This window comes from Secundilactobacillus angelensis (assembly GCF_012641075.1).
In the GTDB taxonomy this organism is placed as follows: domain Bacteria; phylum Bacillota; class Bacilli; order Lactobacillales; family Lactobacillaceae; genus Secundilactobacillus; species Secundilactobacillus angelensis.
This window is the reverse complement of sequence record NZ_JAAXLJ010000005.1, coordinates 18429-45382: the sequence shown is the minus strand read 5'-3', so window position 1 is coordinate 45382 and position 26954 is coordinate 18429. Positions and strand designations below refer to the sequence as shown.

Genomic DNA, 26954 nt, shown 5'->3' with positions numbered 1-26954 from the left:
AGGAAGGCTGCCATGGATTATACGTTTTTACTAACGAAAAATGATAACATTTGTTTGGACATTTTGTCCCGTTTCACCCAACAAGCTGACCAAGTCTTGAATAAAGAAGAGTTAGCGCAGTCGTTGTCATTGACGAACTACCAGTTGAATAAGTACTTTGAAACTATGAATGCTGATTTAGCAGCCATTTCAGAAAACACGCCCTGCTATTTGGACGAACCTAATAAGGGAATGTGGCAAGCTTTTGGGCTGAATTCTTATCTCCTGCAAAAAGTCACCCTGTTGTATTTAAACCGGTCACCACTTTTTACAGCTTTGGAATATCAGTTCTTCTACAGTAATTTATACACCAAGCGGCAATACGTCACTGCCAATTATATGAGCAGTTCGGTTTTCTATCGTGCGCTAGATTCGCTTGACCCAGTTTTAAGAAAGCACGGGTTCTTCCAAGCCAGTAGTCTTTACGCGGGTGAGGAATTTACGATTCGACTGCACTTGTTTCAACTGTATTACACAATGTACAACGGTGTTTCAGAACCCTTTGAACCGTTAAATCCACTGATTTCTGACATAGTTTCAACGATCCAAAGTGAATTACCGGATGAGCTGAACCCAACACAAGCAACCAAATTATCAACTTTCTTGCGAGTTTGGTTGCTGCGGATGCTCGATTCTAACCCGATTGGCTCTGATCAAAAGCTCCACATCAAGCCAACGGAATCGAGTCAAGCAATGATGGATCAACTCCAGAAACTGCTGGCCAAGCAGCTGACATTGACTGCTGATGAGTTCAACTATTTGGACAGTTTTCTGATTGCACAAGGCTACCTAGGATTTGACGAAATGGGCAAATTAGCCGCTGATATTCCTGCGGTTGATGAATTAACTCAGCAGTTCATGGGCGAAATGGAGAACAATAACGTTCTGCTCACTACTCGCTTAGTGGATAATCAGCAATTAAAAGATAGTCTGTTAAGCATCCATTTTCAGTTCACAACTTTTTACATTGAACCGACGACTTTTATCGATCCTGACCAAGTCAAATTCTTTTCGGAGCTTTATCCCGCCTTTGACATTGCTGTTTCGCATAACATTACAAAGTTACAGCGACGAGAAGACCTGCTTTTAACCCAAAAGATGGCGGTGAATTTGTATTTCAGTTACATGTTCGCGCTAATCAATTCCGTGCCAACCGAATTGATGCGCGACCAAGTTCACATCTGCGTAGACTTCTCACAGGGGACGCTATATACCAATTATGTTATTCGTTCTCTGGATGGGTTCAATCACGCGCACATCATTATCGATACCCATTTAACCGAAGACACAGATATTTATATCTCTGATTTTCATTCAAACAAAGTGACTCAAGCTCAGGTTATCTGGCAGGATCCGCCTACACCAGTTGATTGGTCTAACCTGGCAGATCTGATTCTAGATACCAAGCGAAATAAGTTACCAGATTTATTTCCAAACCAAGACACAGAATAGAAAGGAAGTGGCGTTGATGAGATTAAGTAAGACAGCAAAAGATAAATGGTTAGCAGCTTGCCTCTTTTCAGCAACTGTTTTAGCTGGCTTTCAATTACAGAGGATGGATGCATATGCTGGTCAGCCGGAAACAACGACTACGGTTACCAGTACACCCGCTAACGGCTCTGCATCTGCAGAAAGACCCGGCTCTTTTGCAACTAGCACCAACAGTGTAACTCTGTCATCTTCGAGTTCTTCGTCCACCTCCACAAGCTCAAATAGTAGTTCTGCGTCGTCAACTTCAACAACTCAAACTACCAGTACAACATCTACTAGCTCCACATCTACTTCTACGACGACAACTAGTTCTAGCCATTCTAGTACCACGGTGATAACTAGCTCCACTAATTCCAATAGTTCAAGTTCATCGAGCAGCAGTACTAATACTGGTTCAAACAATAATACCGGCAACGGGACAACAGAAACCGAACCAATGGGTAATTTACTGGTAAATGCCTTTGATGGTTTGACTCATTCAAAAATTGAAACTAGCAATTATCAGGGTGCCGTTGATTCCTCAATTAAAGACAAGGACGCCTTAGTTGCTCAAATTCCTGGTTACTCGTATGTTGGTGACGTTAATTCCGATATTCCAAGTACCTATGAAAAAGATCCTCAAACCGCCAACTTAGTATACATGCCACTGTCATCAATTGTGGTTCGTTACGTTGACGTTACTGATCCTGACAAAGTGCTTTGGACTTATACAATTCCAACCAACTACGCAACTGAGGGACAAAAGTACACGACCGACACCAACGTGATTCCCTTTACCGGATATGATTTCGATTATGCTAGTGCCAATACCAGTGGCACGATTGATCAGACGGTAAAGTCGTTAAAGGATTCTAACCCAATCACGGTCAGTTATTACTACAAACCAGAGCCAAATCAAAACAGTACTTGGGACACCAGTAACTGGATTGTGACTACTGCAACTACCCCAATTGGCTCCACCGGCGAATACAGTTTTAACGTTTCAGTTAAACGAAATAATTTACCGGCGATGCAACTTGGTGGCTATGGTATTGGCCAAACCGGCCCCGTTCACGCGCATACTAACACTGGCTCAACAGGTAGCTCGATTACAACGAATACTGGTACCAGTGAAAACAGCTCAACAGCTACAACTGATACAAATATCGCAACAACCACTGACAGCAACACGGCAAGTACCGTTGCCGCACCTACAGCAACCGTAAACATCATTAACGAAAGCGGAAAGCCTGCTGGTCAGATGACTGTTAGCGGCCAACCGGGGACTAACGTACGGGCGCAAATCCAGCAGCAATTAAACGACATGCGGCAGAATGGCACCGTCATTTTAAGTAACGGTGTCAAAGGAAACACAGCCTTAGGGACAACTGATTCAGTGTTAACCATTAAAATCAGCAATGCTCGCAAACAACTGAATCCTTTCCAGAACAACACAATGCCAATCGTGATTCAACTGGGGAATGCTTCACAATCTGTCCGTCAGGAAAATAATGCAACCACTAACAAGTCTAGCAATCAAGATTCTAATACGAACAATAGTCAGACCAGCCAAAGCAATTCACAGAAGAAGCAACGGATTGCCCAAACTCATAACTCTGCGCAAGCTACTTCTAAAGATACTGAGCAAAACGCTCAAACATCTCGCGATGCAATTGCAAACAACGGACAATCACTTCACCAGTTTGCCGCGGATAATGGCGGTGGTGGCTCCCACGTTACCCAATTAGGGGCCTACTTCATCAGTCTTTCTGGTAAAATCAATCTCGGGTCAAGAGTATAGCAATCAAACGTTCATTTCTGAAAATTAATCGGAAATGAATGCTTTTTGCGCTACTTAGTTAATACACACAAAAAATGATTACCAACTGCAAACAACTGGTAATCATTTTTTGTATATTCTGTTATTTACTGAACCACTTTGACGTGTCTGTCTAGAACCTGACTTAAGTTTTCTTCAACTGCATTTTCTCGCGCAGTTGCTGCTTCTTCAAATGTCAGAAACCCCCGATTAAGTACGTACTTCCCCCGAATCATTAACCGTGCAACCCAGCGCTTGGATTGCTTATCGTAGCAAACACCCGGGATCCCCGAAGTGTTGGTTTTTCGTCTCTTCATGATTGAGACAACGCTAGTCCCATTGATTTGTTGAAGATTACGAACGTTTCCAGAGTTTGCAATCAGCCGGACATCACTTTTCATCGCTTCCCGACCGCGTTGGCGCCGAAGGCAACCACAACTTTTGGTGTTGCCTTTACGCAATAAATAGCCGTCCGCAACGATCTCCTCGCCACAATCACACCTGCAGTTCCATAAGGCATTCCCGTTTTTCCCCTTACCTGCAAAACCGGTCACTGTTAATCGGCCAAAGCGTTGATTAGTTAAATCGATTCTTTTCATGACTATCCCCCATTTATTGCTGCGTTGATGTTGACCCAGTCATTTCAGTGCTCGCCTGCATTCCCGTCTTCTCTCTACGCGGATGCCGAGCCCGATAGCGATCTAAGCCAAAAAGGCCTAGTAAGCATAGAAACAACCCCATGCCAATAAAGACTGCTTCCGTCAAATTCTGACGGTTGACCTTGGCCAGTATGCTATTACTAGCAGCATAAGCAAGATTCGGAAATTGTGTCAAACCGTATCCAACAGCTACTGCTAACGTCCCCAAAAAATAAGTATGCTTGTTCAAAATATGTCGTTTTTCCATGCTACTCGGCCCCCTCTGATTATTTATGTATCTATCATTAATAGTACGCTGGAAGCGCTTAAAATCAACGTTTCTTCGAGAATTTAGTTTACCAGTTTTTTTAAAAAAAACGAAAAAAATGGAAAAACCTTGTGTTCACGGGACTCGTAGCCAGAATCTAAAAAACGACCGATCAATTGATCAGTCGTTTCGTCTAGATTCTACTGGCATAACCGTCTCCAAGAAATCGCCAATATCAGTGTTTAACTGACGCCCCTGTGGACTAAAGGTCATGACGTGTGGCGCTCCTGGATAATGCCGATAAGTCACAGGCGCACTCACCGACAAATAGTCCGCTAACCGCTGGCCCATACTACGATCAAGCAATTCATCAGCATCACCTTGAGCGATAAAAACCGGTTTAGTTAGGCCGCTAAGCTCATCGTGAATCGGTTGAGTATACTCACCAATGCTTGCTAACATGGGGTTAATATTTTCAGATAAAAACTGCATTTTTGAAATAATCTCATCAGTTGTCAGACGTTGCTTTTGGTACCAGCTTTGACATTCTTCCAAAAAGCGCTTTGCAACCCGACTCGTGTCCACTGGAAAAAGTGGTGTATCAATGGTGCCACCTGTAACAACATTTTCAGACTGAGTTAATGCTTTCATCGCAAATAAACCACCTAGGGATTCACCAAAAACCGCTATCTGGTTATGTCCGTCCGCTGTTAATTGCTGGATTGCTTTAACTGTATCCTGCCACCAGTGAGCCGGATTACCTGTTTGAAAAATCTGCTGCGGATCGACTGTACCATGACCCGTAAACATCGGACCTAATACCGTATATCCCCGCTTTTGCAAGCTACGTCCCATTACGCGAACGTCATTTGGTGTACCGGAAAAGGTGTGTAGCAATAATACAGCTGGTTTACCCGCTTTAAAGTAAAAAGCTTGCGGTAGATCCATTTGTATCACCAACTTTCACTATTTTAACAATATTTTACACTATCCGAGTGTAAAAAGGTGTGACACAACTCGGTAGACTTCAGAATATAACACAAACTAGCACCATTCCGATGATCTTTATCGGGACGGTGCTAATTTATGTTGCATAGCTGGGGTCTGAAGTTTAATTATTCGGTAACCTGATGGCGACTCTTGCCACCTTGAACGATTGTCAACACATCATCCAAAGCAATTTCCACCATGTTTGCTACTGCAGCATCCGTGTAAAAGCCAACGTGCGGGCTGACACTAACGTTTGGCATCGTCAGTAATTTTTCCAGTGGTGGATTATTTAGGTTCTTATCCGACCAATCCTGGCTAAAAATCTGGCTATCCCCTTCGATGGTATCAATTCCAGCCCCTGCAATCTCACCCTGCTCCAACGCGGCCACTAAATCATCCGCCACAACAACCGGACCACGTGAAGCGTTGATGAAGAAAGCTGACGGCTTCATCATTTGAAAAACGTGTTTGTCGATCATATGATGTGTTTCAGCCGTTAACGGCGTGTGCATCGTCACGATATCAGCTGTTTTATAAACAGTTTCGTGATCAGTATACGTCAGTGTATCCCCTAACTCTGGCCGATGAATGGGGTCAGCGGCAATTACAGTTGAACCCAAGGCCTTAAAAATTCGAGCAACCGCGCTACCAATTTTTCCAGCACCAATAATGCCGATGGTCAGGTTATGGATTTCGTTTGCTTCCAACCCACCCCAAGTAAAATCATGGTGAGCTTCCCGGGCTTGCGCAATCCCTAAGTGACGAACCAACTTCATCACATGTGCTAGAACTAGTTCACTAACGGATCGGGGCGAATATGCCGGCACGTTGGTGACCACCAAGTGATTTTCGGCAGCTTGCTTGAGATCAACAATTTCATAACCAGTGATTCTCAACGTTAGCTGTTTGATACCTAATTCGTGAAGGCGTTGATAAATTTTCGGCGAATCCACCGGAATATGTTGCTGAATCACAATGCCATCGTAACCCTTAGCCAGTTCAACCGTTTCTTCTGTCAGTGGGACATCGTTGGTATCCACTTGAACATCAGGATGCAACTTCATCCATTCCTTAACGGCGACTAATTCATCTTCACGTGCGTGGTATAACAAAAACTTCAAAGCGTCTTCCCTCTTCCTCATTTATGCAATTAATGCTGATCAACAAATTTTTGAATGCGTTCAACTGCTTTCTTCAATGCATCGGTGCTGGCTGCGTAACTGATTCGAACGTAACCTTCACCACCAGGACCAAATGAAGCACCTGGAATCACAGCTACTTTTGCCTCTTTGGCAAGCTCATAGCAAAATGCCACGCTATCCTGGTTCAGATTGGCTGGTATCTTCGCAAAGAGGTAGAATGCCCCTTTCGGATTAGCACATTCGAAGCCGGCTTTCTTTAATCCGGCAAGCAAAAGATCTCGACGTTGTTGGTAAATTTTCCGCATTGCAACCCCATCGTCCGGACCATTTTTAAATGCTTCTTCAGCTGCCGCTTGCGCATTGGCAGTCGCAGAAGTAATGGCAAACTGGTGAACTTTGCCAATTTCTGAAATCACATCTACTGGCCCACATACTAGGCCAATCCGCCAACCAGTCATAGCATGGGACTTAGAGACCCCGTTTAAGAGCACGGTTTGGTCTGGCAATAGTTCACCCATTGACACGTGATGCTCGCCGTAAGTTAATTCCGAGTAAATTTCATCACTTAAAACGAAAATGTCGTATTGCTTTAAAACATCCGCGAGCGCCTGCAATTCTTGACGATTGTAAGTAACGCCGGTTGGATTAGACGGGAAGTTCATGACAACCGCTTTGACGGTATCCTTATTGGCTTCAATGGTAGCTTGTAATTTTTCTGGCGACAAAATGAACCCGTTATCAGAAGTATCCAGGAAAATCGGTTTGGCACCATTCAAAATAGCAACCGGAATGTACTGCGGGAAGATCGGTGTTGGAATAATCACAGTGTCACCCGGATTTAACATTGCTGTCAGTGAGGAGAAAATCCCTTCTGTGGCACCAGTAGTCACTAAAATTTGAGATTCAGGATCGTAGTTAACGTTATATTTATCGTGTAAAAATTTTGAAGCAGCCTGGCGTAAGCCTTCAGTCCCACGAGAATTCGTGTAGTGACTTTCATTATTCTCGATACTGCGGATAGCTGCCTGCTTAACGTGATCAGGGGTATTAAAATCCGGTTCGCCTATGGTCAGCTTCACCATATCAGGCACCTTAGAAATTTCTTGATTAAACTTCAATATAGATGAAGGCTGAATCTGTTTTAACTCATGTTTCATTTTTTCCGACAATCGACTCATAGCAAAACACTCCTTATAATATAAAAGACCCGTACAGCCAGTAACTGCACGGGTCTTGAAGCCTCTCCCACACAGTCAGAACCTGATCTGTGTGGTCATTTAGCATTTAATCACAAAATGCTTCTGGCTCTTCACAGATCAGTACTGGAAAAACCAAAAGTAAAATCGACTATTCAATTGAGTTGGCTTAATTTTATGCATAATGGCGACCTCTCAGAATAGATGTTAGTTTTATCATAGCATTTTAATGAAAGAAATCAACCCAAGGTGCGAAAGCAGGCGTCTAGAGAGCGGAGTGTAGGGGGCTTTTGACAGAAATCCCGGGCTTGGATTTATGTCGGAAACCACCTACATGCAGCTCTCTGCCTGCTGTAGCCCAATTAAACCCAAGGTGCGAAAGCAGGCGTTTAGAGAGCGAAGTGGAAGTGAATAATGACAAAAATCCTGGGTTTGGATTTATGGCATTGTTTACTTCCATGCAGCTCTCTGCCTGCTGCAGCCCAGTTAAACCCAGGGTGCGACAGCAAGCGTTTAGAGAGCTGTAGCCCAGTTAAGCACAAAAAAGCCACCATCCCAAGGGACGATGACTTCTACTTCAAACTTATTTTGCTTGGATATAACTCTTGTTAGCAGTGATATAACTACCATCAGTCAGCTGAATTCGGTAAGTGCCACTGGTTGACCGTGCAATGGATTTTGCTGTAACAGTTGAATTGTACTTCACACTGCCCTTTTTACCAGTGAGATTAGCTGTCTGATAACGATTGATGTTCCGGGTTACACGTAATTGTTGACCATTAGAAACACTGGTGAAATACGTGTCCTTTGGTGTATTCGTGTACCATTTTGTAACGGTTGAATTATCGACGGTCCGGCTTAAATCAACCCGACCACTGACGCCTGAAAGTGAGCCGGAACTGGTATACTGCCATAAATCAGTCGAAACATTCGGTTTAGCGGAATAATTAGCGATCCATGAACCGTTAAACTTAGAATAGCTAATTTTGTGGACGTTGACGTAATTTTGGTATGAATAGTAAACTAATGGCTTCTTAGTCAGTGTCCGCATGGTGTTGTACCAAGCGTTAACGTATGACTGTTCACTACCTTTTCCAACTCGCTTTTCGTTATCCAGCGCATAAAATTTTGCATGCTTATTGGATAGCGCATAGAATTGACGAGCATCGCTCACTGCATCTGAAGTACTATTGAATTCAGCATAGTCATATTGACCAAATGGTGTTCCATATTTGTAGGCACCGTTAGCATTGACGTCACGCTTCGTATCAACTCGATAGTCACTGTCGCCAGGATTACCGTGTTTAACCCGAATAATGGTCATCCGTAAATCCTTGGAGGCCTTAGACCAGTTGATATTCCCCTGATACTGTGAAACGTCGGCAATTTTAGTCTTAGCTGCGAACGCCGTCGTGCTGAGTGTCAATACACTAACGAGTGCTAATGAGCCAGTAAAAATGCTTTTGAGTAAATGATTAGTTTTCATGTAATTCCCCTTGTTCTAAATTATTAATTGTGTCTAGTGTAACGCATGAATGAAACAGAGTGAAAACATGGGAATTACAGTTCATTTACGCTTGTGTGACAAGGTGAAACCAAGGTGTGAAAACAGGCGTTCAGAGAGCGGAGTGGAAGGTGAAACGGACAAAAATCCCGGGTTTGGATTTATGTTCGTTGTGCCTTCCATGCAGCTCTCTGCCTGTTGCAGCCCGATTATACCAAGGTGTGAAAACAGGCGTTCAGAGAGCGGAGTGGAAGGTGATACGGACAAAAATCCCGGGTTTGGATTTATGTTCGTTGTGCCTTCCATGCAGCTCTCTGCCTGTTGTAGCCCGATTAAGCCAAGGTGTGAAAACAGGCGTTCAGAGAATTAAGTCATGTTGTAGGCCGCTTCCACCCCACAACCATAAGGCAATATAATTGTCCAAAACCCAATAATCTGTCATAATACGTTCAAAATTAAGCTTTGATACCGGAGGAAATACAATGGAAAAGACTGATTTAATCGGTTTACACCACATCACAGCCATTACATCAAGTGCACCCAAAATGTTTCATTTTATGACGACTGTGCTCGGACTGCATTTAATTAAAAAAACCGTTAATCAAGATGATGTGTCAACTTACCACTTATATTTTACAGACGACATGGGAACTGCTGGTACTGACCTCACCTTTTTTGACTTTCCAGGAATAGCTCAAGGTCATTATGGCAAAAATAGCATTTCTCGAATTGGTTTTCGGGTACCAAATGATGCTGCTCTAAAATTTTGGGCGAACCGTCTGGCGGAAAATGGCGTTAAAATCGATGACATTCAGGAACATTTTGGCGCTAAGATTCTCCCCTTCTATGATTTTGACCAACAGCGGTACCAATTAATTTCCGATGAGCACAATACCGGCTTACCAGGTGGGACTCCTTATCGACATAGTCCAGTCCCAAGCGATATGGCAATCAGTGGGCTAGGCCCAACAATCATCACCGTTGCCCAACCAGAAAAACTCGGACACCTTTTAACCAGTACCATGGGCTTTACCAAGCTTGAAAAACAGGGCTCCCAAACGCTTTATGAACTACACGAAGGTGGCCACGGCGCCCAAGTCATTGTGGAAGCCAGTCTAATCCTGCCAGATGGCATTCAGGGATATGGTACCGTTCACCATATGGCTTTCCGAACACCCGATACAGATAGCCTGAACTACTGGATCAAGCGAATTCAAGCTGCTGGTCTGCACGATTCCGGCTTTGTTGAACGATTTTATTTCCAGTCTGAGTACTTTCGAGCTGCTCCGGGTGTGCTATTTGAAATTGCGACGGACGGGCCCGGTTTCCTAGTGGACGAAACTTACGATGAAGCAGGTGTTCACTTGGAATTACCACCATTCTTGGAAGGACAACGCGCATCGATTGAAGCTAACTTAATCCCGTTTAACTCAGAGGAGGCTCCCAATGACAACTGATATTCACTCTGCTTTTTTCCCCGGCAATCCAGATTTAGCCCCCGTCCTCATGTTACATGGTACTGGTGGCGATGAAAGCGATCTGCTGCCAATTGCGACCTTTTTATTTCCGGAGCACCCAAAATTAGGTATCCGCGGACGCGTTAGTGAAAATGGCAGTAACCGTTACTTTATCCGCCACGAAGATGGTTCATTTGATTTAGAAAACTTGAAACAGGAAACTGATTGGTTACTCAATACAATTGAAAAAGAAACACAGTGTTATCAACTTGATGCCAAGCAGTTAATTGTGCTGGGTTTTTCTAACGGCGCTAATATTGCTGCCTATGCCTGGTTAAATCAGCCCACAACTTTTAAAACGGCTGTTTTACTCCATCCGATGATGATCACCCCACCGCAGCAAACCCGTAATTTATCAGGTTATAGGGCGTTTGCAACTTACGGAGACGTTGATCCGATCGTGTCAGAAGACAATTTTGATCAGTTAATGAGCCAACTACAAAATGCGCAAGCGTCAGTCGAAGTATTCAAAAATCATCAATCACACCATCTCACCCAAACGGAGTTGATGGCGGCTCAGTCTTGGATCAAGAATCTCTAACAAGCGGTTGGACAATTCCACATTTTTGAATAATACAAATAAGCCCTGTCCCGGCAGAAACCGGGATGGGGCTTATTAACGTGACCGAGTTTTGTCATTTTACTTCATCCATCAATTGCTGTACTCCTCGAGCCATCGCTAACTCTTCGTTTGTCGGGATAAGCAAAATTTTAGAGCGACTATCTTCGGTCTCTAATGATCCTGTGTTGCCTGCTTTATTTAATGCTGTGTCGATTTTTATCCCTAAAATGCTTAACCCTTCAATAACTCTCTGACGAATTACAGGGTCCTTCTCACCAATACCACCAGCGAACACTAACGCATCCGCCCCACCCATTTCCGTGTAATACCCACCCACGAGTTTCACGATTTGAGTCACAAACATATCTAAGGCAAGTTTTGCTCGCTGGTTACTTTTAGCGGCTTCATGCAAATCACGCATATCTGAAGAAACACCCGAAACTCCCAGTAAACCTGACGACGCGTTGAGTTCCTGTAAGACCACTTCCGGTGTTTCTAATTCCAACCGTTTCATTAAATATGGCACTAACGTTGGATCCACGTCACCACTACGAGTCCCCATCATGACACCCGTAACTGGAGTTAAGCCCATGGAGGTATCAAATGGCTGACCATCTTTCACCGCGGTAATTGAAGCCCCACTGCCTAAATGCATGGTGATTAAATTCAAGCCCTCTAGCGGTTGATTCAACATTTCAGCAGCTCGATTAGCTAAGTACTGGTGAGAAATGCCATGTTCACCATACCGCCGAATTTGATACTTTTTCGTCCACTCGTACGGAATGCCATAAATTGCCGTTTTTTCTGGTAGGCTATGAAAATATGCGCTGTCAAACACCGCATACTGCGGTACGCCAGATAGTCTTTGCGCTAACAGTTCAATACACTTAATTTCCAACGGATTGTGCAGTGGCGCCAATTCACCCAACTCTTTTAACTGACTAATACGGCTAGGAATTAATTTAACCGGGCCTTTAAAAAGGGTCCCACCAGCTACTACTCGGTGGCCCACCGCTTCGACCTCATCTAAAGTCTCAACCCCACCAACCGTAATCAAACGTTTAAGAACCCGATCAATTGCCGTCATTTCATCCAGAGTCTCCACAACTTCTTTCGTCTTTTTCTTACCGACTTTAACTTTAACAATCGTTCCAGGCAAATTTAACCGTTCAACTTGCCCCGAGGCGATGACGTGCTCAGCCGGCATATTTACCAGCTGCCACTTCAAAGAAGAACTCCCTGCATTGATCAACAGTATTTTGGTCATAGGTCAATACCTCCGTTTACCTCTATTTTACAGGAGATAATGTCCTTTTAAGTCAAGTTCACGGAAAGGTCATACACCTTTCGAAAAAAGTGCATATTCGTTGAGCAACTACCTGCTTTTAGATAAAATGCTGAATAACACCAGTAATAGGGATTCTTTTAGAGGGGGAATCATGTTGAAAAAAGGAAGCTTTTTTGTCGTGCTGTCAGCATTAATGGTAGGCTTGACGTTACCATTTACCTTATCCGAGACCACCGGACACGCAACCACACTGACACCGACCGCAGCAGACTTGCACCATAGTGAAACATATTATCAAGCTCACGCTGAGGAGCTGGCTGACCGCTATGGTTTAAGCTATAAGTCTCAAACCGCATTATTGCCAAATGAAACCACCAAAGTGTACGTAGCCAGTAAAAATATTCAAGTCAAGAAAAGTGTTCAGCTCGCAATGAATTACTGGAATCAGAAACTTGGACACAAAGTTTTTGTTGGTGGCACTCAGTCCAACCATACGCTGACGGTGACGATGACTGGCAAGAATACCAGCGCCGATGCCTGGTGGAAGCCAGCACAACACCAACTGTCACTTGAAAAAACGGATTACACTAAACAGCTGCCGACAATCCGAAACAAAATGATTAAACAAACTACAGCCAGTGCCGTAAAAACACTGAACAAGAGAGTGAAGGCTTACGGTCATAAGATTGCAAATAAAGCTAATTTTGCGCATGATTACAATCTGTATCGAGCTGACCAGCTCAGCCAGGTAAAAAAGAAGATCACCTTGCAAAAACGAACTATCGTGAGCCAAAAGATTGACGTGAAGGCCCGCACCTTCGAATATGCCAACATTGTCGCTCACGAAATGGGCCACTCGTTAGGTTTGCAACATTCTACTAATGCAGGAGATGCCATGGCTGCCAATAGCAGCACACCGAACATTTACAACTACGACAAGGTGAAAACGAGTAAAAACGGATTTAACATTCTGGACAAAACAGACATTAACCGTGCAAAGTTAGCCCTTGCCATTCATGATGCACAACACTAAACCAGCAAAAAAGAACCTTGCAAGCTATTTTGAATAACTTTGCAAGGTTCCTCTATTCTCTGCCAAATTTCTCACCTACATTACAGTCCGGTGTCAAATTCAAATGTTATTGAATTCGAGCTTTCCGGCATGGTAATATAATAGATGAGAAATCAAACGTACATATCACCAATTTTTCATTATTCACTTATGGTGAATGCACATAGAGCAATCATTCAAGCTGACCGATATCAACGGTCGGCTTTTTTAATACTTAATTTGGTTTAGTAGAAAGCATTGGCTCTTGTCCAATATTTGTCATTAACCAAATAGTAGGTAGAGGTTTTACCATTGAGTACTGAAACTCGCCGTGCTCGCTTAGTGATGGAAACTTCTTTGGAACCTAAGTCGGCCGTTGTCCCAGCTAATTTAGCTAATTGTGGGTCATTGAAGACTTTGGTGTACATGGTGTACTTCTTCAATGGGTTCAACGTCCGTTCATAGGACTCATAAGTGATCTTATCAAATTTCAACGCACCAGAGCGAACCCAGTACTTACGTGCACTGGTACTAGAACTAAAGCGAATCCGGTACCACTTGCCACTGTCGGCCGTTGCACGCATGTCAACGTAAACGATGCCAGACTTCTTCGCATGTGACCAACCATCTTTAGAATTGAAGATGTACCAGCCCTTATGCCCACGAATATGGTTATAAAGACTGTACTTCTTAGCATACGATGAAGTTAACTTTGCGTATTGGATATTGTAACCAGAAACGTATGATTCTTTTTTGTTTGTGGCCTTGTTACCCTTGTACTTACCAGTCAGCTTCTGTAATTTAGAAGTATTTTTGACATCAGTTGGTTTGATTGCCGCGCTCTTGTTGTTAGTATTTGAGCTAACTGTCATATCGCTAGAGTCCATACCCGCACTTAAAACAAACGGAATATTGCTCTTAGAACTAGTAATCTTGTTACCAGTGACTTTAACGCCCGAAATACCAGCACCCTTTGAGTTATCAAAGAAGATATAACGGTTATTTGGATCCAAGTTAACAAACTTGTTGTTCGTGATTTGAATGTTTGACATCTTCACAGTTGGTGAAGTGTTAAAGATTCGAATATAGTTACCTGAACCTAAAGCACCCTTGTTTTCGAAGGTATTACCACTGATGTAAAGGTTTGACACACAGATGAAGTGAATGTTAGCACCATCATCATTTAGCTGTGGCTTCGCATCTTGCACGTAGTTGTCAGTAAAATGAATGTCGTGGATGATACCATCGACACCCTTGGCATAAACCACGTGTTGACCAATTGGGTTTGGTGCAAATGACTTCACAGTACCTGAAGCATTTGACAGTGGGACAAACTTGTTTCCCGTCACATTAACATCATATGATGGTAAGTTATCATACACATCACCGGCTTGGTGGTACGACATGGCTTTAGAGTTAGAATAGTCAACTTGAATGGCTTCTTTGTAATCAAAGTTAGTATTCGCGTTAAACCCAGTAAAAGTCGAACTCTTGATGTCGATACCATGGCTACCATCAAGATCTATGTAGTGACCAGTTGGTGATTCAGCATTGTCAAAAGTACAGTTATTAAAGGTAACATTCTTAGCATGGTGGATCGATTGAACGAACACACTTTGGCCATCACTAGTATTGTAATCGCCGCGGAAAGTGGCGTTGTTCCAAGTGACGTTACTGATTCCGCCATCGTAGCCACCCTTTGGACTAGGATAAACGAATGGTATCCGGTCGCCCTTCTTGATTTGGAAAACGGCATCCTTATCAAAATTAAAGGTAAGGTTTGAATGGAGTACAATCGCATTCAATTCGGCATTGGTGAACAAGTAAGTTCCCTTTGGCACTTGAATGGTCACATTTTGATCCGGATTAGCTGAATCAATAATATCTTGAAGCTTTTGAGCATTATCGGTTTTCCCATCGCCAACCATACCCTTGTCCTTAGCATTAATCGTTGAATCCGCGTGAGCTACAACGGTTTGGCTAACACTGCTATTACTTGTCCCAAACTGCGTAAACCCTACGCCTACGATAACCCCTAAAGCTAAAACGCCAAGGATCATCTTTCTTGGTTTACTCATATATCACGTCATCCTCTCATAAAACACTGAAACTCCTCTAACAATAGAAAATTATATCACAAGGTAACATTTATTAAGAATATATTTCGATTTCAAGCATGTTACTAATTTATAACATATTCGAAATTAATGGCTGATGATATATATAGAGGCTGTGACACAACTCGGTAGATTCCAGAATATAACACCAAACAACGTCATTCCGATGGTTTTTATCGGGATGGCGTTGTTTGGTGTTATATGGCCGGAATCTGAGTTGCGGAACAGGTTAAGGCTATATTTAGGAATGAACTAAAGTAAATTTTAGGATGTGTGTGTCAAGAAATTAAATTAAATACTTTTCGATATAGACTTTTGTCCCATATCTTCGCTATTGAACGATTAAAAAACTTCTTTATCAGTATAGTGTTGCGGTAAATCATTGAAATCGTAAGTCTTTAATGTTTGAATGGCTTCTTTGCCATTATAGAAAGCAGTATAAGACTGCGCTAACATTAAGTTCAACTTTTTACTCTCATCATATTGCACCAAAATTACTGGAACACCGGCTTCCCACGCAGCACCAATTTCAAAGACGGTACCTGAATCCGGCTCGTTTTCCTTGGTTTCTTCGTATTGGTAATCCAAAATGGCAACGACGGCATCCGCCTTGTGCACTTGGCGGACATCACTATTAAACGTTGCCACCTGCCATTTAAACGTACCAAACTCTAAATCTTCTTGCTGATGTTCAGAAGGGATAAAAATGCCACCATCCGCCACTGTAGGGTTGGCTCTTAATAAGCTCACCACTTCGTTAACACGCTGGTTTTGACCATCACTGAAGAATGGTGCTGCTAAGTAAATATTATTCATGACAAGAGATTCTCCTTTAATATATTAACAATAAGAATACCATACATATCCCGGATTTAATCATTAAAAATGGGCTCATTTAACCTGCTCTCGATGCTGAAAGATCCACTGAGAAAATATCTGTTGGTTATCGTCATTTCGAATCAGCCAGTCACGAACTACCGTACTGCCATCATCCGTTTGTTCGTTCAGCAAGTTAAGCAGCCCGTTTTGGTCACCGTCCGCCAACGTTTTGATCTGAGTGAGATGATCAGGCAGCCAATCTAATAAAGCGACTGGTATATCACTCGGGTTACCCTGAGTATCCTCAATAGCAATCAACAAGTGTGGCGGCAAAATATAATCTGCTTCATCAGGCACATGATCGAGGGTGATAAGATTTGGTGCTAACCGTGCCAGTAATCGGGCTGTCATTTCGATCAACGTATCGGATAACGATTCAGTCTGGGGCGTCACCATGGCGGCAAACACACCAATTACATCATAATTTGCGAGCGATAGCACGTTCATCATTGGCAACAGTAGATCATTACGCTGACTTTGCTGCAACAGATAACTACCTAAATACTGTTCAGCGACGGGCACCACCTCATCAGTTTGAAAACTGCCGAGAACTTCTTCTGCAGTCACCGGATGGTTCATAAATCTGCTTAACCGATGGTGGTTCAAGGTTGCATTATCAATGAAGTGATACAAAGCCTCTTCATCCGTCCCTGCTGGGGAAATCAAACTAGCAAATGGTTGTTCTCCTGCCACCGCAACCCACGCATAGCTTTCGTGTAATCGATTCACTAATTGCTGGGAAAGAGTGATAGTCTCTAGTTCTGCTGGTAATGGTTTTCTTTGATACGTTTCAGATATCATCACGTTACCCCCTAACTTCAACTTCGTTTAAGATGCCGTAATCATATTGAAATTTCAGTGAAAATGCAACGAATGAGCTTAAAATAAAAGGGGACCGCAACAACTCACGTCATTGCGGTTCCCCTTTAGCACACGACGGCGAAATCGTATGCCAACAAGTGTTTAGCAACTTTATAGTAGCGGATTTTGTCATGACGTTCAATTAGAATTCAATGAGAATGGTTGACTTGACTGGTCATCAATAACGTTTTTATGCGACGATGCGCCTTTTTCTAAACACGTATCCCGAATTAGTCTTCGATTTTATGCTGCAACGACGTATTGTTAAGTAACACGTTCAAAATCACAGCTGTAAAACTGCCGACAACCATTCCGTTGCTAAGAATAGTTTGCGCTTCTGCGGGCAAAAACTGGAACAATTGCGGCTGGGTGGTAACACCAAGGCCAAGACCCACTGAAACAGCAATAATCAGTAAATTACGATTATTGAGTTCAACTTTCATCAGCATCTTAACTCCTTGGGCACCCACCATTCCAAACATAATCAGCATAGCGCCACCCAGAACGGAGGCCGGAATCAAAGTCGCAATTGCGCCAAACTTGGGGATTAAACCCAAGAAAATCAACAGAAAGGCTGAATAATAAACTGGCCGTAGGGTTTTGATTCCTGATAATTGAACGATCCCAACGTTTTGTGAAAAAGTTGAATAGGGAAAGGTGTTAAAGATACCACCCAGAATAGCTGCCAACCCTTCAGAACGATAACCATGCTTGAGATCTTTAGTGTTCAAGTCACGTCCTGTAATTTCAGCTAGGGCAAAGTACACCCCAGTCGATTCAATCATACAAGTTACGGCGGCCAAAATCATCGTTGCAATCGACGACCACTCGAAACGGGGAACGCCAAAGTAAAATGGCTGCGGTAATTGCAGCCAGTGAGCTGCACTGACAGGCGCAAAACCAACTCGCCCAAGTGCAATCGCTAAGAGCGTACCAACTAAAATGCCAATCAAGATTGCAATCTGTTTGATGAAACCGCGACCCCAAATATTAATGACAATAATCACTAATGCAGTGGTAAATCCTAACGTCAAGTTCATCGGTGAGCCGAAACTTTTAGCGGTTGCATCTCCACCACCAAGGTTTTGAAACGCTACGGGAATCAGCGTAAAGCCGATTAGTGTGATGAGTGAGCCTGTTACCACTGGCGGAAAGAAGCGTCTCAAACTAGCAAATGGTCCGGCAACCAAAATGATAAACAATCCGGCGGTGATAATTCCACCATACATATAAGTCCAACCAAAATGGTTACCAATACTTTGAAGTGGTGCGACGTATTCCACCGCACACCCGAGAACAACTGGCAAGCCAATCCCTGTGATTGCCGTTCGCTTTAGTTGCAGCAAAGTGGCAATCCCACACATAAAAATATCCATCGAAACTAAATAAGTCATCTGAGCAGCGGTAAAATGCAACGCGCCACCAACGAGTAACGGAACTAAAATATCACCAGAATACATGGCCAATAAATGCTGAAAGCCTAAAATTAAATTTTTAACAACGGAGCGATTGTTTTTAACAGTGTCCAAGTGCCATTACCCCTCATTCGGTTTTATATAATCAATAACTTTATATTATCATGTTGCAACTACCTATTCAAACAAATAATGAACATTATAAATATAATATGCAATAAAGTTCGGATATTAACGTTTGAGTTGCTGTACCTGTGCGTAAATGGCAACCAGTTCTTGTCCAAGTTCAATCGTCGTCATTGCCATACTTAAATGATCCTGCGCGTGAACCATTAGCAAAGATGGCCCATCATCGGAATTTACCCGTTCACTAATATACTTACTTTGGGCTTGATGTCCTTCACCCAACCGCTGCTGTGCAGCCTCAAATTTACCTTGTGCTTCAGAAATCTTTCCGAGTTTGGCCAATTTGATGCCCTCAAAAGCCAATTTCTTGACGTCACTTGCAATCAAAATCAACTGCATTGAAACGTGTTGCTCGTCATCGGTCATTGTTGACTCCTATCTAAAAAGTTTTTTTAAGTACTAGCGTAGCGCCAAACAACGCTAAATGCAACGTTTTAAAACGGGGGCAATTTCGTCATCCATCCCTCAGGCTTCACCCAATACTTCAATTCTTAAGAATCTCTAAGTCACGTTGCTGTCGTTTGACTGAAGCACTAAAACTTCGATACACTTAAAGAAATTCTTTTACTACGCTATAAGGAGCGCCTATGAACACGCAAACGATCATGACTCTCATCGATCAGTATGGTTATCTGGCAATTGTATTCTTGATTGCTTTAGAAAATATTTTCCCGCCGATTCCTTCAGAGGTCATTCTTACCTTTACCGGATTTTTGACACTCACCTCAAGTCTCACTGTTTGGGGATCGATTGTGGCTGCAACGGTTGGTTCAATTCTGGGTGCAGTTATCCTTTACGGCATTGGCCGGTTAGTTTCAGTGGACCGACTCAGTAAGTTTGTCAATACTCGTACCGGTCGCTTACTTCGCCTAAAACAAACCGACATTAAACGAGCTGGTGACTTCTTTAACCAACGTGGTACCATTGCCATTTTTTATGGTCGTTTTGTTCCAGTAGTTCGAAGCTTAATCTCTATTCCCGCTGGCATGGCAGAATTTCCTTTTTGGTCGTTTGTTGGCCTGTCAACATTAGGAACGCTGCTTTGGAATACAGTACTGATTAACGCAGGCTGCTTGGCAGGCACGCATTGGCAGGTCGTGATGGGCTGGTTCGAAGAGGCTTCAACCATTATACTAGTAGGCGTGACAATTCTAATTGCGCTGCTGATTGGTCGTTATTACTATAAGAAACGAAATCACTAAAAGACCGCATGGCATCGTCATGCGGTCTTAATATTTGACTTAAATTAAACTAAACAATTTCCAAGTGCAGCTGTTCACTCTTAACCCAATCAAAGGTGAGAAGCAAACGGTAGACAAACAATGAGATGACTGCTGGTGCCAACACTGCCATTACCATGTAGGCAATAAACATTGGCATACTGCTTGAAGCCAAGTTGATTGGTGCAATCAAAGAGTTTAATCCCAAGCCACCAAGGGTATATGAAACTTTAAAACCGAAGAACACGGTAGCTAGTGGTGCACATACCCCAGCAGCAATAAATGATGGAATTGCTAGTCGAGGATTCTTCAACAGGTTAGGGAATTGAACCTTGGGTGTGATGATTCCTTGAGCGATGTTAGCACCGATCTTGTTTTGACGCCATGAGATGGCAGTGAAACCAACAAATTGTGCAGTGGTACCAACTAGTGCAGCACCGGCAGCTAATGGTGAGAGCATAACGGCAACTGATAGCGCTGCAGATGATGCAGGCGTCATCAAGAATAATGACCAAGCAAGGGAAACACATACTGAACCAACAACTGGGTTAACTTGCATTGATTGAGCGATGAAAGCACTCATCCAGTTCAAAGCTGGCGTCGTAACACTTGCCAAGCCAAGTCCTGCAATCGAACCCACTAGGGTAGCCGCTAATGGCACCAACATCATGTCTAGCGGTGTCTTACCAGTAAGATACTTACCAACTAGGACAGCGACTAAACCAGCTGCAACGGCACTGATTGGTTGCCCAGTGGTGAAGATCCCTGATTGAGCTGCTTCAACCATCTTGTTACCCGTCGCAGTTGCGGCGTGCATTGCAGTTCCAGTGAAGTAAACTGCATTTGCACCAACTGTCGAAGAAATCATAGCACTGAATAATACCAAAGTATTAACTTTCATTTGTGAGGCAATTGCGGCACCGAACGCGGGTGCCAGTAACCATTGTGCGATGGAACCAACTTGGAAAAGCGCTTGCCAGTGAACGAAGTTAGCGATTGATTGGGTTAACAGTCCAATCCCTAACATGACCAGGACGGCATTTGAAACACCTGCCGAAACCTTATAAACATAATCCATGACTGACATTTTCTCAGTGTCAGTTTGTGCTGCTTGTGTACTTTCCATATGTAAGACCTCTCTTTGCCTCTTTGTGAGAATTATGTGATAAAATGAGAAAATGATTAAAATGTTTATGCTGTTATTAAACCATCAACTTGAAATCATGTCAATACTTTTTCACAGTAAATTTTAATTTAATTCTCATTTAATCTAAATTAATAAGGCAGCTACCCAAATTTCTTGGATAGCTGCCCTTTTCTCTAATTTCTGATAGTCGATTTTTAAGAATCTTCTGCATCTTGTCTGTACTGCGTTGGTGAAACTCCAGTATATTTTTTAAACGAGGTTGAAAAATAATAGATGTTTTGAAAACCAACGTTCAGAGCAATATCTTCCACGGAAGCTTCCGTATTCAACAGCCACTGAGTTGCTTCTTCCATCCGATACTGCATCAAAAATTCCGCTGGGGTGAGTCCAATCGTTTGCCGTAATACTCGCACGATATAGTTTGGCCGAAGATTAAAGTGTTTACTTAACGTGGCAGCAGTAATCTTCTTACTAAAGTTTTTCTTGAGGTATTTTTGAATGGTTAACGACATCTGAGTAACTTCATTTTTCGCATTATCCTGAATCTGCATCCACGAGATTAATTTAATAAAAATCCCTTGCGCTTCAAAAAATTGTTTGGAATCGCAGTTTAATTCCTTAGACACCAATTGATCAACCATCGGATAAACAACTTCAGGCTCTTCGATTGATCTGAATTGCTTTAAAAATAGTGTTTGGACAGGGACTTCTGGATGAAGCATCAGCGATTTCATCGAATTTTGCGCCGGAGTCAGCGATAATTGAACGTGCCAATCTCCGGCAACATAGGCGTAAATCCAGTCTAGCTCGACCTTATCCTCATCTGCCCACCAGGTATATTTATGGTATCCCGGGGTCATAATAAATACTTCTCCCTGATTAATTTGCTGCTCCACACCATCATGAACCATCGTCAGGTGTCCGACACGTACAAAAGCGAACACAAAGTATTCTAAGTGCACTTGGTTAGTTTTCCTACCATCAGGTTTAAGCTCAAGATGGCGGCCTTCAATGAAAGTCGGTAATGGTAGGCAAGACAACGAGATATACGCAGTCTGTGCCATGCTTCGTTCCTCCTAACCGTTTTCACTATTTTTCACATTTATTTGACCATGAATGAATTGATTTATAAAACTCCATGTTTATTCTAACAATATCATAGGTGTGATAACAACCAAAAAGTGTTACTAAATTCGATATTTTTCGAACTCAGTAGCACTTTTTTTATAATTATTATTGTTCAATGAAAGCTCGAATCAAGTTCTGTACAACTTGGTTATCCGTGGGCTGACCAACGGTAATGCGTAACCAGTCAGGTCCCAAGCCTGTTCGAACGAGATAGCCATTTTGGAGTAATTCTTGACTCAGTTTTGCAGCATCCGTGATCTTAAAAAAGATGAAGTTAGCCTGTGATGGATAATACTGAACCTTTAATTTCTGAAGAAACGATAGCCACTTATGTCGCTCCTTGGCAACGGCATCAACCACGTCTGCAACGAAAGATTGATCTGCATACGCTGCCTCAGCAGCAATTTCAGCAAAAGTACTCAAGTTGTAAGGCAGTCGGACTGTTTGTAGTATTTTGGCTAACTGCGGTGCCACAACGGCATACCCCACCCGAAAATTAGCCAATCCATATGCTTTGGAGAACGTCCGTAAAACCACCAAATTATCAAACTTTTGCAATAAGTCGACTACCGAGGCCTGTTTTTCATCAGTGACAAAATCAATATAAGCCTCATCAACCACCACTGTCACTGATTTAGGAACCTGATCCATAAAGGTCGCAATTGCTTGGTGAGTAACATACGTCCCCGTTGGATTATTGGGATTGCATAACCAAACCATCGCGGTTGCAGGAGTAATTGCGGCAAGCATCTCTTTCAAATCAGTCAGACCATCTGTATCAACGGGAACGTTGACAAGCTTGGCTCCTTCGATTTCCGCGTGAAGGGCGTATTCAGAAAAGGTCGGCTGGGTTAACACGACTTCATCCGCTGGTGAAAGTAATGTTCTGGACAACAACTGAATAATTTCATCGAGGCCGTCACCAAAAACTAACGTCTCAGGCTTAACCTTGAGGCCTTGTGCAATTGCGTTTCGAAGACCAGTCAACTCACTATCCGGATACCGGTTGGCATCTTGTACACCCCAGTCTAAAATTGCTTGAGCAACTTTAGGAGACGTCCCCCAGGCATTTTCGTTGGCCGATAACCGAACCAATTTCGTTAACCCTTGTTCTCGTTTGATTTCTTCAATGGTCTGTTCAGGGATATATGGCTTTAGTTTTTTAATTGCCTCTTTCAGCATTGGCTACCTCCTACAGATCTTTAATGTCTCGACGTTCCTTGGTCTTACTCATTAACCCTTCACGTTGCGCTAATTCTTTTTTGACCTGGTCAACGCTGATGCCGCGGTCAACCATAAGAACCAGCACGTGATAAGCTAAATCGGCAACTTCATAAACAAATTCGTCATCACTATCATTCTTAGCAGCGACCACGACTTCCGTGGATTCTTCGCCAACCTTTTTGAGAATTTTATCTAGACCCTTAGTAAACAGGTAATCCGTGTACGAACCTTCCTTAGGATTATTTTTACGGTCTAAAATTAATTGATACAGTTCGTCTAAGTCTTGCATATTATTTTCCTCCTGCTGAATTAAGTTCAATATCACGGTAGAAACAGCTAGTATGCCCGGTATGACAGGCTGGTCCAGCCGGATTTACCCGCACAAGTAGCGTGTCCTCATCACAATCAATCTGAATTGCCACGATGTCTTGGGTATTGCCACTGGTTGCCCCTTTGTGCCAAAGTTCTTGACGGCTGCGTGACCAAAACCAGGTTTGCTTACTGTCTAAACTGAGTTGATAGCTTTTCGCATTCATGTACGCCATCATCAAAACTTGCTGGGTCTTATCGTCCACTACAATTGTTGGAACAAGCCCATCTGGGTATTTATCGAAATTGGGTTTCAACGTCATCGTACTGTCACTCCATCCTTTTTCAACGCCGCTTTGACATCTGGAATCGTGAACTCACCAAAGTGAAACACAGAAGCAGCCAAGGCAGCATCGACAGCTGTTTGATTAAAGATATCATTAAAATCGCCGATCTTGCCACAGCCACCTGAAGCGATAATCGGCACATTCACAGCCGCTGTTAATGCTTGGTATAGTGGAATATCAAAGCCACTTCTGGTCCCATCCTTGTCCATACTCGTCACCATCAGCTCACCGGCGCCAGCTTTGACACCCTGCTTGGCCCATTCGATGACATCTAGATCAGTGGCTTCTCGGCCACCGTTGACGAAAACGGTATAGCGTTGTTTTTCTGCATCCCATTTACTATCAATCGCTAACACGATACACTGGGCGCCAAACTTTTCGGCGCCTTCAGAAATTAAGCTGGGGTCGCGGACCGCTGCAGAATTGACCGCTACTTTGTCAGCCCCAGCTTTCAGCAGTCGCTGCATATCGGCGACACTATGAATCCCGCCACCCACTGTTAGGGGCATAAACACTTGACTGGCGACTTTTTCGATGGTATCCACAATCGCTGGCCGCTTCTCGTTGGTTGCCGTAATATCCAGAAAAACTAATTCATCCGCGCCTTGCTTCTCATACGCAGCGGCAATTGCTACGGGATCACCAACATCGGTTAAATGAACGAAGTTGACGCCTTTCTTCACGCGACCATGATCCACGTCCAGACAAGGTATAATTCGCTTAGCTAGCATGACTGGACACCTCCGCTAAAGTCTTCAATGGCAAATCACCGGTTGCCATAGCCCGGCCGACAATGGCAGATTTAATGCCCGCGTCAGCCAAGCTCTGTAAATCAGCAACGGTGGTCACGCCACCAGACGCGATCAATCTGGTGGTTGGAAATTCCTGCTGGAGTTTTCCCAAGAGGTTCACGTTGGGGCCGCTTAATGTACCGTCCTTAGTGATGTCTGTCACCACAAAGTTAACCACCCCAACCGCCACCATGGACGTCATCAAGGTACTCATGGATACATCACTTTCTTCCAGCCAACCGGAAATGGCGACTTTGCCATCTTTACCGTCAATCCCCACTACCACTTGATCATTGCCAAACTGATTAACGGCCTCTTGAACTAGCTGTGGGTCAGTTAATGCAGCAGAACCAAGAATGACTCTGGAGACACCACTGGTGAGATAGCCATTGATTTGAGCTAAGGTTCGAATACCACCGCCAACTTCAACTTTTAAATCAGTTTCTGCACAGATGCGTTTGATCAGTTCGCGGTTTACTGGCCGGCCACTTTTGGCACCATCTAAATCAACCAGATGAAGCCGTTTCAAACCAGCTGTTTCAATCTGTTTAGCCTGCTGAAGCGGGTCTTGGGCAATCAGTGTGGTTTGTTCAAAGTCCCCTTGATAAAGCCGAACAGATTGCTGATTTCTTAAATCAATTGCGGGAATAATTTCCATTAAGTACCAACTCCTTAAATGCTGCTAGACCATTCAAGCCGATCCGGCCACTCTTTTCTGGATGAAATTGCATACCAATCACGTTTTGATGACGTACAATGCTGGGAATTTTAACACCGTAATCACTTTCAGCTAAGATGTATTGCGCCCGGGTTTTGACATAATAGGAATGAACAAAATAAGTTGATTGCTGGTCAAAGCCGTTGGCGATTGGGTCTACGCGTGTCACTTGGTTCTGATCCCAGCCCATGTGAGGCACCTTTACGCCAAGATTTTCTGGAATTGCAACCACTTCGCCGGGGATTAAGCCTAACCCTGCCGTTTCACCGAATTCAAAGCTCCGGTCAAATAGTAATTGCATGCCGAGGCAGATGCCTAAAATGGGCATCCCTTGCTTGGCAGCCTGTTGAATAACTGGAATCAGGCCGCGCACTTTCAAAGCCTCAACTGCTTTTCCAAAGGCACCAACTCCAGGAAGAATCAGACCATCTGCTGACGAAATCACATCGGGATCAGCTGACAGCGTATTAGGAATGGCTAGAAAGTCCATTGCTTTTTTGACGTTTCTAGTATTACCAGTGTCGTAATCGATAATCGCAATCATTAAATCACTCCCTTGGTAGATGGCACTCCTTTGATTTCTGGATTAATGGTCACTGCAGCCCGAAGCGCGCGACCAAGTGCCTTAAATAAGGTTTCAATCTTGTGATGGGTGTTCCTGCCATAAAGGACTTCCGCGTGAAGGTTTAACTCAGCGTTAAAAGCAAAGGCTTGGAAGAAATCTTCGGTAACTTCAGTGTCATAATCACCAAGTCGCGGATTTGTTAAATCAGCCTTGAATACCAAATAACTACGTCCTGACAGGTCGATGACCACTCGGCTCAACGTTTCATCTAAAGGAATCAAAGCTGAACCAAAACGTTCGATCCCCTCCTTATTACCTAGTGCTTGTTTCAACGCCATCCCCAAGGCAATCCCGACATCTTCAGTCGTGTGGTGGGGGTCAACGTTTAAGTCACCATTAGCTTTAACTACAAGACCAAACCGGCCATGCCGAGCAAAGGCGTCCAGCATGTGGTTCAAAAAACCAATTCCGGTATCAATACTGATCGTATCGTAGTCATCTAAATTTAGACTCAGTTCAATTTGTGTTTCATTAGTATTGCGTTTAACCGTTGCTTCTCTCAT

27 protein-coding genes are annotated in these 26954 nt (G+C 43.3%); 6 read left to right on the top strand and 21 right to left on the bottom strand.

Features of this window, described 5'->3' with window-relative positions; translation table 11 throughout:
• The first annotated feature begins 12 nt into the window (after positions 1–12).
• Together HC026_RS03900 and HC026_RS03895 are read left to right on the top strand one after the other, a co-directional pair.
• A complete protein-coding gene (locus HC026_RS03900; RefSeq protein ID WP_168924686.1) occupies positions 13–1491 on the top strand; it encodes a BglG family transcription antiterminator in 1479 nt (492 codons plus the stop codon).
• Between the two features lie 16 nt (positions 1492–1507).
• Positions 1508–3310 (top strand): hypothetical protein, encoded by a 1803-nt coding sequence (locus HC026_RS03895; RefSeq protein ID WP_168924685.1) that lies wholly within the window; start codon positions 1508–1510, stop codon positions 3308–3310.
• A gap of 125 nt (positions 3311–3435) precedes the next feature.
• Here the strand turns inward: HC026_RS03895 and HC026_RS03890 are convergent, their stop codons facing one another.
• From HC026_RS03890 to HC026_RS03865, 6 genes are all read right to left on the bottom strand, one after another.
• A complete protein-coding gene (locus HC026_RS03890; RefSeq protein ID WP_168924684.1) occupies positions 3436–3927 on the bottom strand; it encodes an alcohol dehydrogenase in 492 nt (163 codons plus the stop codon).
• Positions 3928–3940: 13 nt separating this feature from the next.
• Positions 3941–4234 (bottom strand): hypothetical protein, encoded by a 294-nt coding sequence (locus HC026_RS03885; RefSeq protein ID WP_168924683.1) that lies wholly within the window; start codon positions 4232–4234, stop codon positions 3941–3943.
• 180 nt (positions 4235–4414) lie between these two features.
• Positions 4415–5182 (bottom strand): alpha/beta hydrolase, encoded by a 768-nt coding sequence (locus HC026_RS03880; RefSeq protein WP_168924682.1) that lies wholly within the window; start codon positions 5180–5182, stop codon positions 4415–4417.
• Positions 5183–5349: 167 nt separating this feature from the next.
• Positions 5350–6366, bottom strand: coding sequence for a D-2-hydroxyacid dehydrogenase (locus tag HC026_RS03875; protein ID WP_211089400.1), 1017 nt, complete (start codon positions 6364–6366; stop codon positions 5350–5352).
• A gap of 8 nt (positions 6367–6374) precedes the next feature.
• Positions 6375–7544 carry an aminotransferase class I/II-fold pyridoxal phosphate-dependent enzyme gene (locus HC026_RS03870; RefSeq protein WP_168924680.1) on the bottom strand — a complete coding sequence of 390 codons (1170 nt, stop codon included), beginning with the start codon at positions 7542–7544 and terminating at the stop codon, positions 6375–6377.
• A gap of 601 nt (positions 7545–8145) precedes the next feature.
• Positions 8146–9048, bottom strand: a complete 903-nt coding sequence (locus HC026_RS03865; protein WP_168924679.1) for a GH25 family lysozyme — start codon at positions 9046–9048, stop codon at positions 8146–8148.
• Between the two features lie 500 nt (positions 9049–9548).
• On the opposite strand from HC026_RS03865, the gene HC026_RS03860 reads away from it, so the two are divergent.
• Both HC026_RS03860 and HC026_RS03855 read left to right on the top strand, forming a co-directional pair.
• Positions 9549–10523, top strand: a complete 975-nt coding sequence (locus tag HC026_RS03860) for a ring-cleaving dioxygenase (RefSeq protein WP_168924678.1) — start codon at positions 9549–9551, stop codon at positions 10521–10523.
• Positions 10513–11124: an alpha/beta hydrolase gene (locus HC026_RS03855; protein ID WP_168924677.1), complete on the top strand. Its 612-nt coding sequence runs from the start codon at positions 10513–10515 to the stop codon at positions 11122–11124. Before HC026_RS03860 ends, HC026_RS03855 begins: the two co-directional genes overlap by 11 nt.
• Before the next feature lie 94 nt (positions 11125–11218).
• Here HC026_RS03855 and HC026_RS03850 read toward each other — a convergent pair whose 3' ends face one another.
• Positions 11219–12412 (bottom strand): acetate/propionate family kinase, encoded by a 1194-nt coding sequence (locus HC026_RS03850; protein WP_168924676.1) that lies wholly within the window; start codon positions 12410–12412, stop codon positions 11219–11221.
• Positions 12413–12584: 172 nt separating this feature from the next.
• On the opposite strand from HC026_RS03850, the gene HC026_RS03845 reads away from it, so the two are divergent.
• Positions 12585–13466, top strand: a complete 882-nt coding sequence (locus HC026_RS03845) for a matrixin family metalloprotease (RefSeq protein WP_168924675.1) — start codon at positions 12585–12587, stop codon at positions 13464–13466.
• Positions 13467–13729: 263 nt separating this feature from the next.
• On the opposite strand, the gene HC026_RS03840 is transcribed toward HC026_RS03845, so the two are convergent.
• From HC026_RS03840 to HC026_RS03820, 5 genes are all read right to left on the bottom strand, one after another.
• On the bottom strand, positions 13730–15562 hold the full coding sequence (locus HC026_RS03840; protein ID WP_168924674.1) for a glycoside hydrolase family protein: 1833 nt from the start codon (positions 15560–15562) through the stop codon (positions 13730–13732).
• Between the two features lie 381 nt (positions 15563–15943).
• Positions 15944–16417, bottom strand: a complete 474-nt coding sequence (locus HC026_RS03835) for a nucleoside 2-deoxyribosyltransferase (protein ID WP_168924673.1) — start codon at positions 16415–16417, stop codon at positions 15944–15946.
• A 75-nt stretch (positions 16418–16492) separates the two neighbouring features.
• On the bottom strand, positions 16493–17281 hold the full coding sequence (locus HC026_RS03830) for a hypothetical protein (RefSeq protein WP_168924672.1): 789 nt from the start codon (positions 17279–17281) through the stop codon (positions 16493–16495).
• A gap of 290 nt (positions 17282–17571) precedes the next feature.
• Positions 17572–18870, bottom strand: coding sequence for a nucleobase:cation symporter-2 family protein (locus HC026_RS03825; protein ID WP_168924671.1), 1299 nt, complete (start codon positions 18868–18870; stop codon positions 17572–17574).
• A gap of 117 nt (positions 18871–18987) precedes the next feature.
• Positions 18988–19308, bottom strand: a complete 321-nt coding sequence (locus HC026_RS03820; protein WP_168924670.1) for a PTS lactose/cellobiose transporter subunit IIA — start codon at positions 19306–19308, stop codon at positions 18988–18990.
• Positions 19309–19529: 221 nt separating this feature from the next.
• Here HC026_RS03820 and HC026_RS03815 point away from each other — a divergent pair, with 221 nt between their 5' ends.
• Positions 19530–20144 (top strand): DedA family protein, encoded by a 615-nt coding sequence (locus HC026_RS03815; protein ID WP_168924669.1) that lies wholly within the window; start codon positions 19530–19532, stop codon positions 20142–20144.
• Positions 20145–20193: 49 nt separating this feature from the next.
• Here HC026_RS03815 and HC026_RS03810 read toward each other — a convergent pair whose 3' ends face one another.
• The 9 genes from HC026_RS03810 to hisB form a co-directional block, all read right to left on the bottom strand.
• Entirely contained in the window at positions 20194–21288 is a 1095-nt protein-coding gene (locus HC026_RS03810) for a PTS transporter subunit IIC (protein ID WP_168924668.1), read from the bottom strand.
• A gap of 215 nt (positions 21289–21503) precedes the next feature.
• On the bottom strand, positions 21504–22373 hold the full coding sequence (locus tag HC026_RS03805; RefSeq protein ID WP_168924667.1) for a helix-turn-helix transcriptional regulator: 870 nt from the start codon (positions 22371–22373) through the stop codon (positions 21504–21506).
• Positions 22374–22542: 169 nt separating this feature from the next.
• Positions 22543–23619 carry a histidinol-phosphate transaminase gene (gene hisC / locus HC026_RS03800; protein WP_168924666.1) on the bottom strand — a complete coding sequence of 359 codons (1077 nt, stop codon included), beginning with the start codon at positions 23617–23619 and terminating at the stop codon, positions 22543–22545.
• Between the two features lie 10 nt (positions 23620–23629).
• On the bottom strand, positions 23630–23950 hold the full coding sequence (gene hisE, locus HC026_RS03795) for a phosphoribosyl-ATP diphosphatase (RefSeq protein ID WP_168924665.1): 321 nt from the start codon (positions 23948–23950) through the stop codon (positions 23630–23632).
• Between the two features lies 1 nt (position 23951).
• The gene (hisI, locus tag HC026_RS03790) at positions 23952–24287 is read right to left on the bottom strand and encodes a phosphoribosyl-AMP cyclohydrolase (protein ID WP_168924802.1); all 336 of its coding nucleotides are present in this window, start codon (positions 24285–24287) and stop codon (positions 23952–23954) included.
• 2 nt (positions 24288–24289) lie between these two features.
• Positions 24290–25048: an imidazole glycerol phosphate synthase subunit HisF gene (gene hisF / locus HC026_RS03785; RefSeq protein ID WP_168924664.1), complete on the bottom strand. Its 759-nt coding sequence runs from the start codon at positions 25046–25048 to the stop codon at positions 24290–24292.
• On the bottom strand, positions 25038–25766 hold the full coding sequence (gene hisA / locus HC026_RS03780; RefSeq protein ID WP_168924663.1) for a 1-(5-phosphoribosyl)-5-[(5-phosphoribosylamino)methylideneamino]imidazole-4-carboxamide isomerase: 729 nt from the start codon (positions 25764–25766) through the stop codon (positions 25038–25040). The genes hisF and hisA overlap by 11 nt, the downstream gene beginning before the upstream one ends.
• On the bottom strand, positions 25744–26370 hold the full coding sequence (gene hisH / locus HC026_RS03775; protein WP_168924662.1) for an imidazole glycerol phosphate synthase subunit HisH: 627 nt from the start codon (positions 26368–26370) through the stop codon (positions 25744–25746). Before hisH ends, hisA begins: the two co-directional genes overlap by 23 nt.
• On the bottom strand, positions 26370–26954 hold the full coding sequence (gene hisB / locus HC026_RS03770; RefSeq protein WP_168924661.1) for an imidazoleglycerol-phosphate dehydratase HisB: 585 nt from the start codon (positions 26952–26954) through the stop codon (positions 26370–26372). Before hisB ends, hisH begins: the two co-directional genes overlap by 1 nt.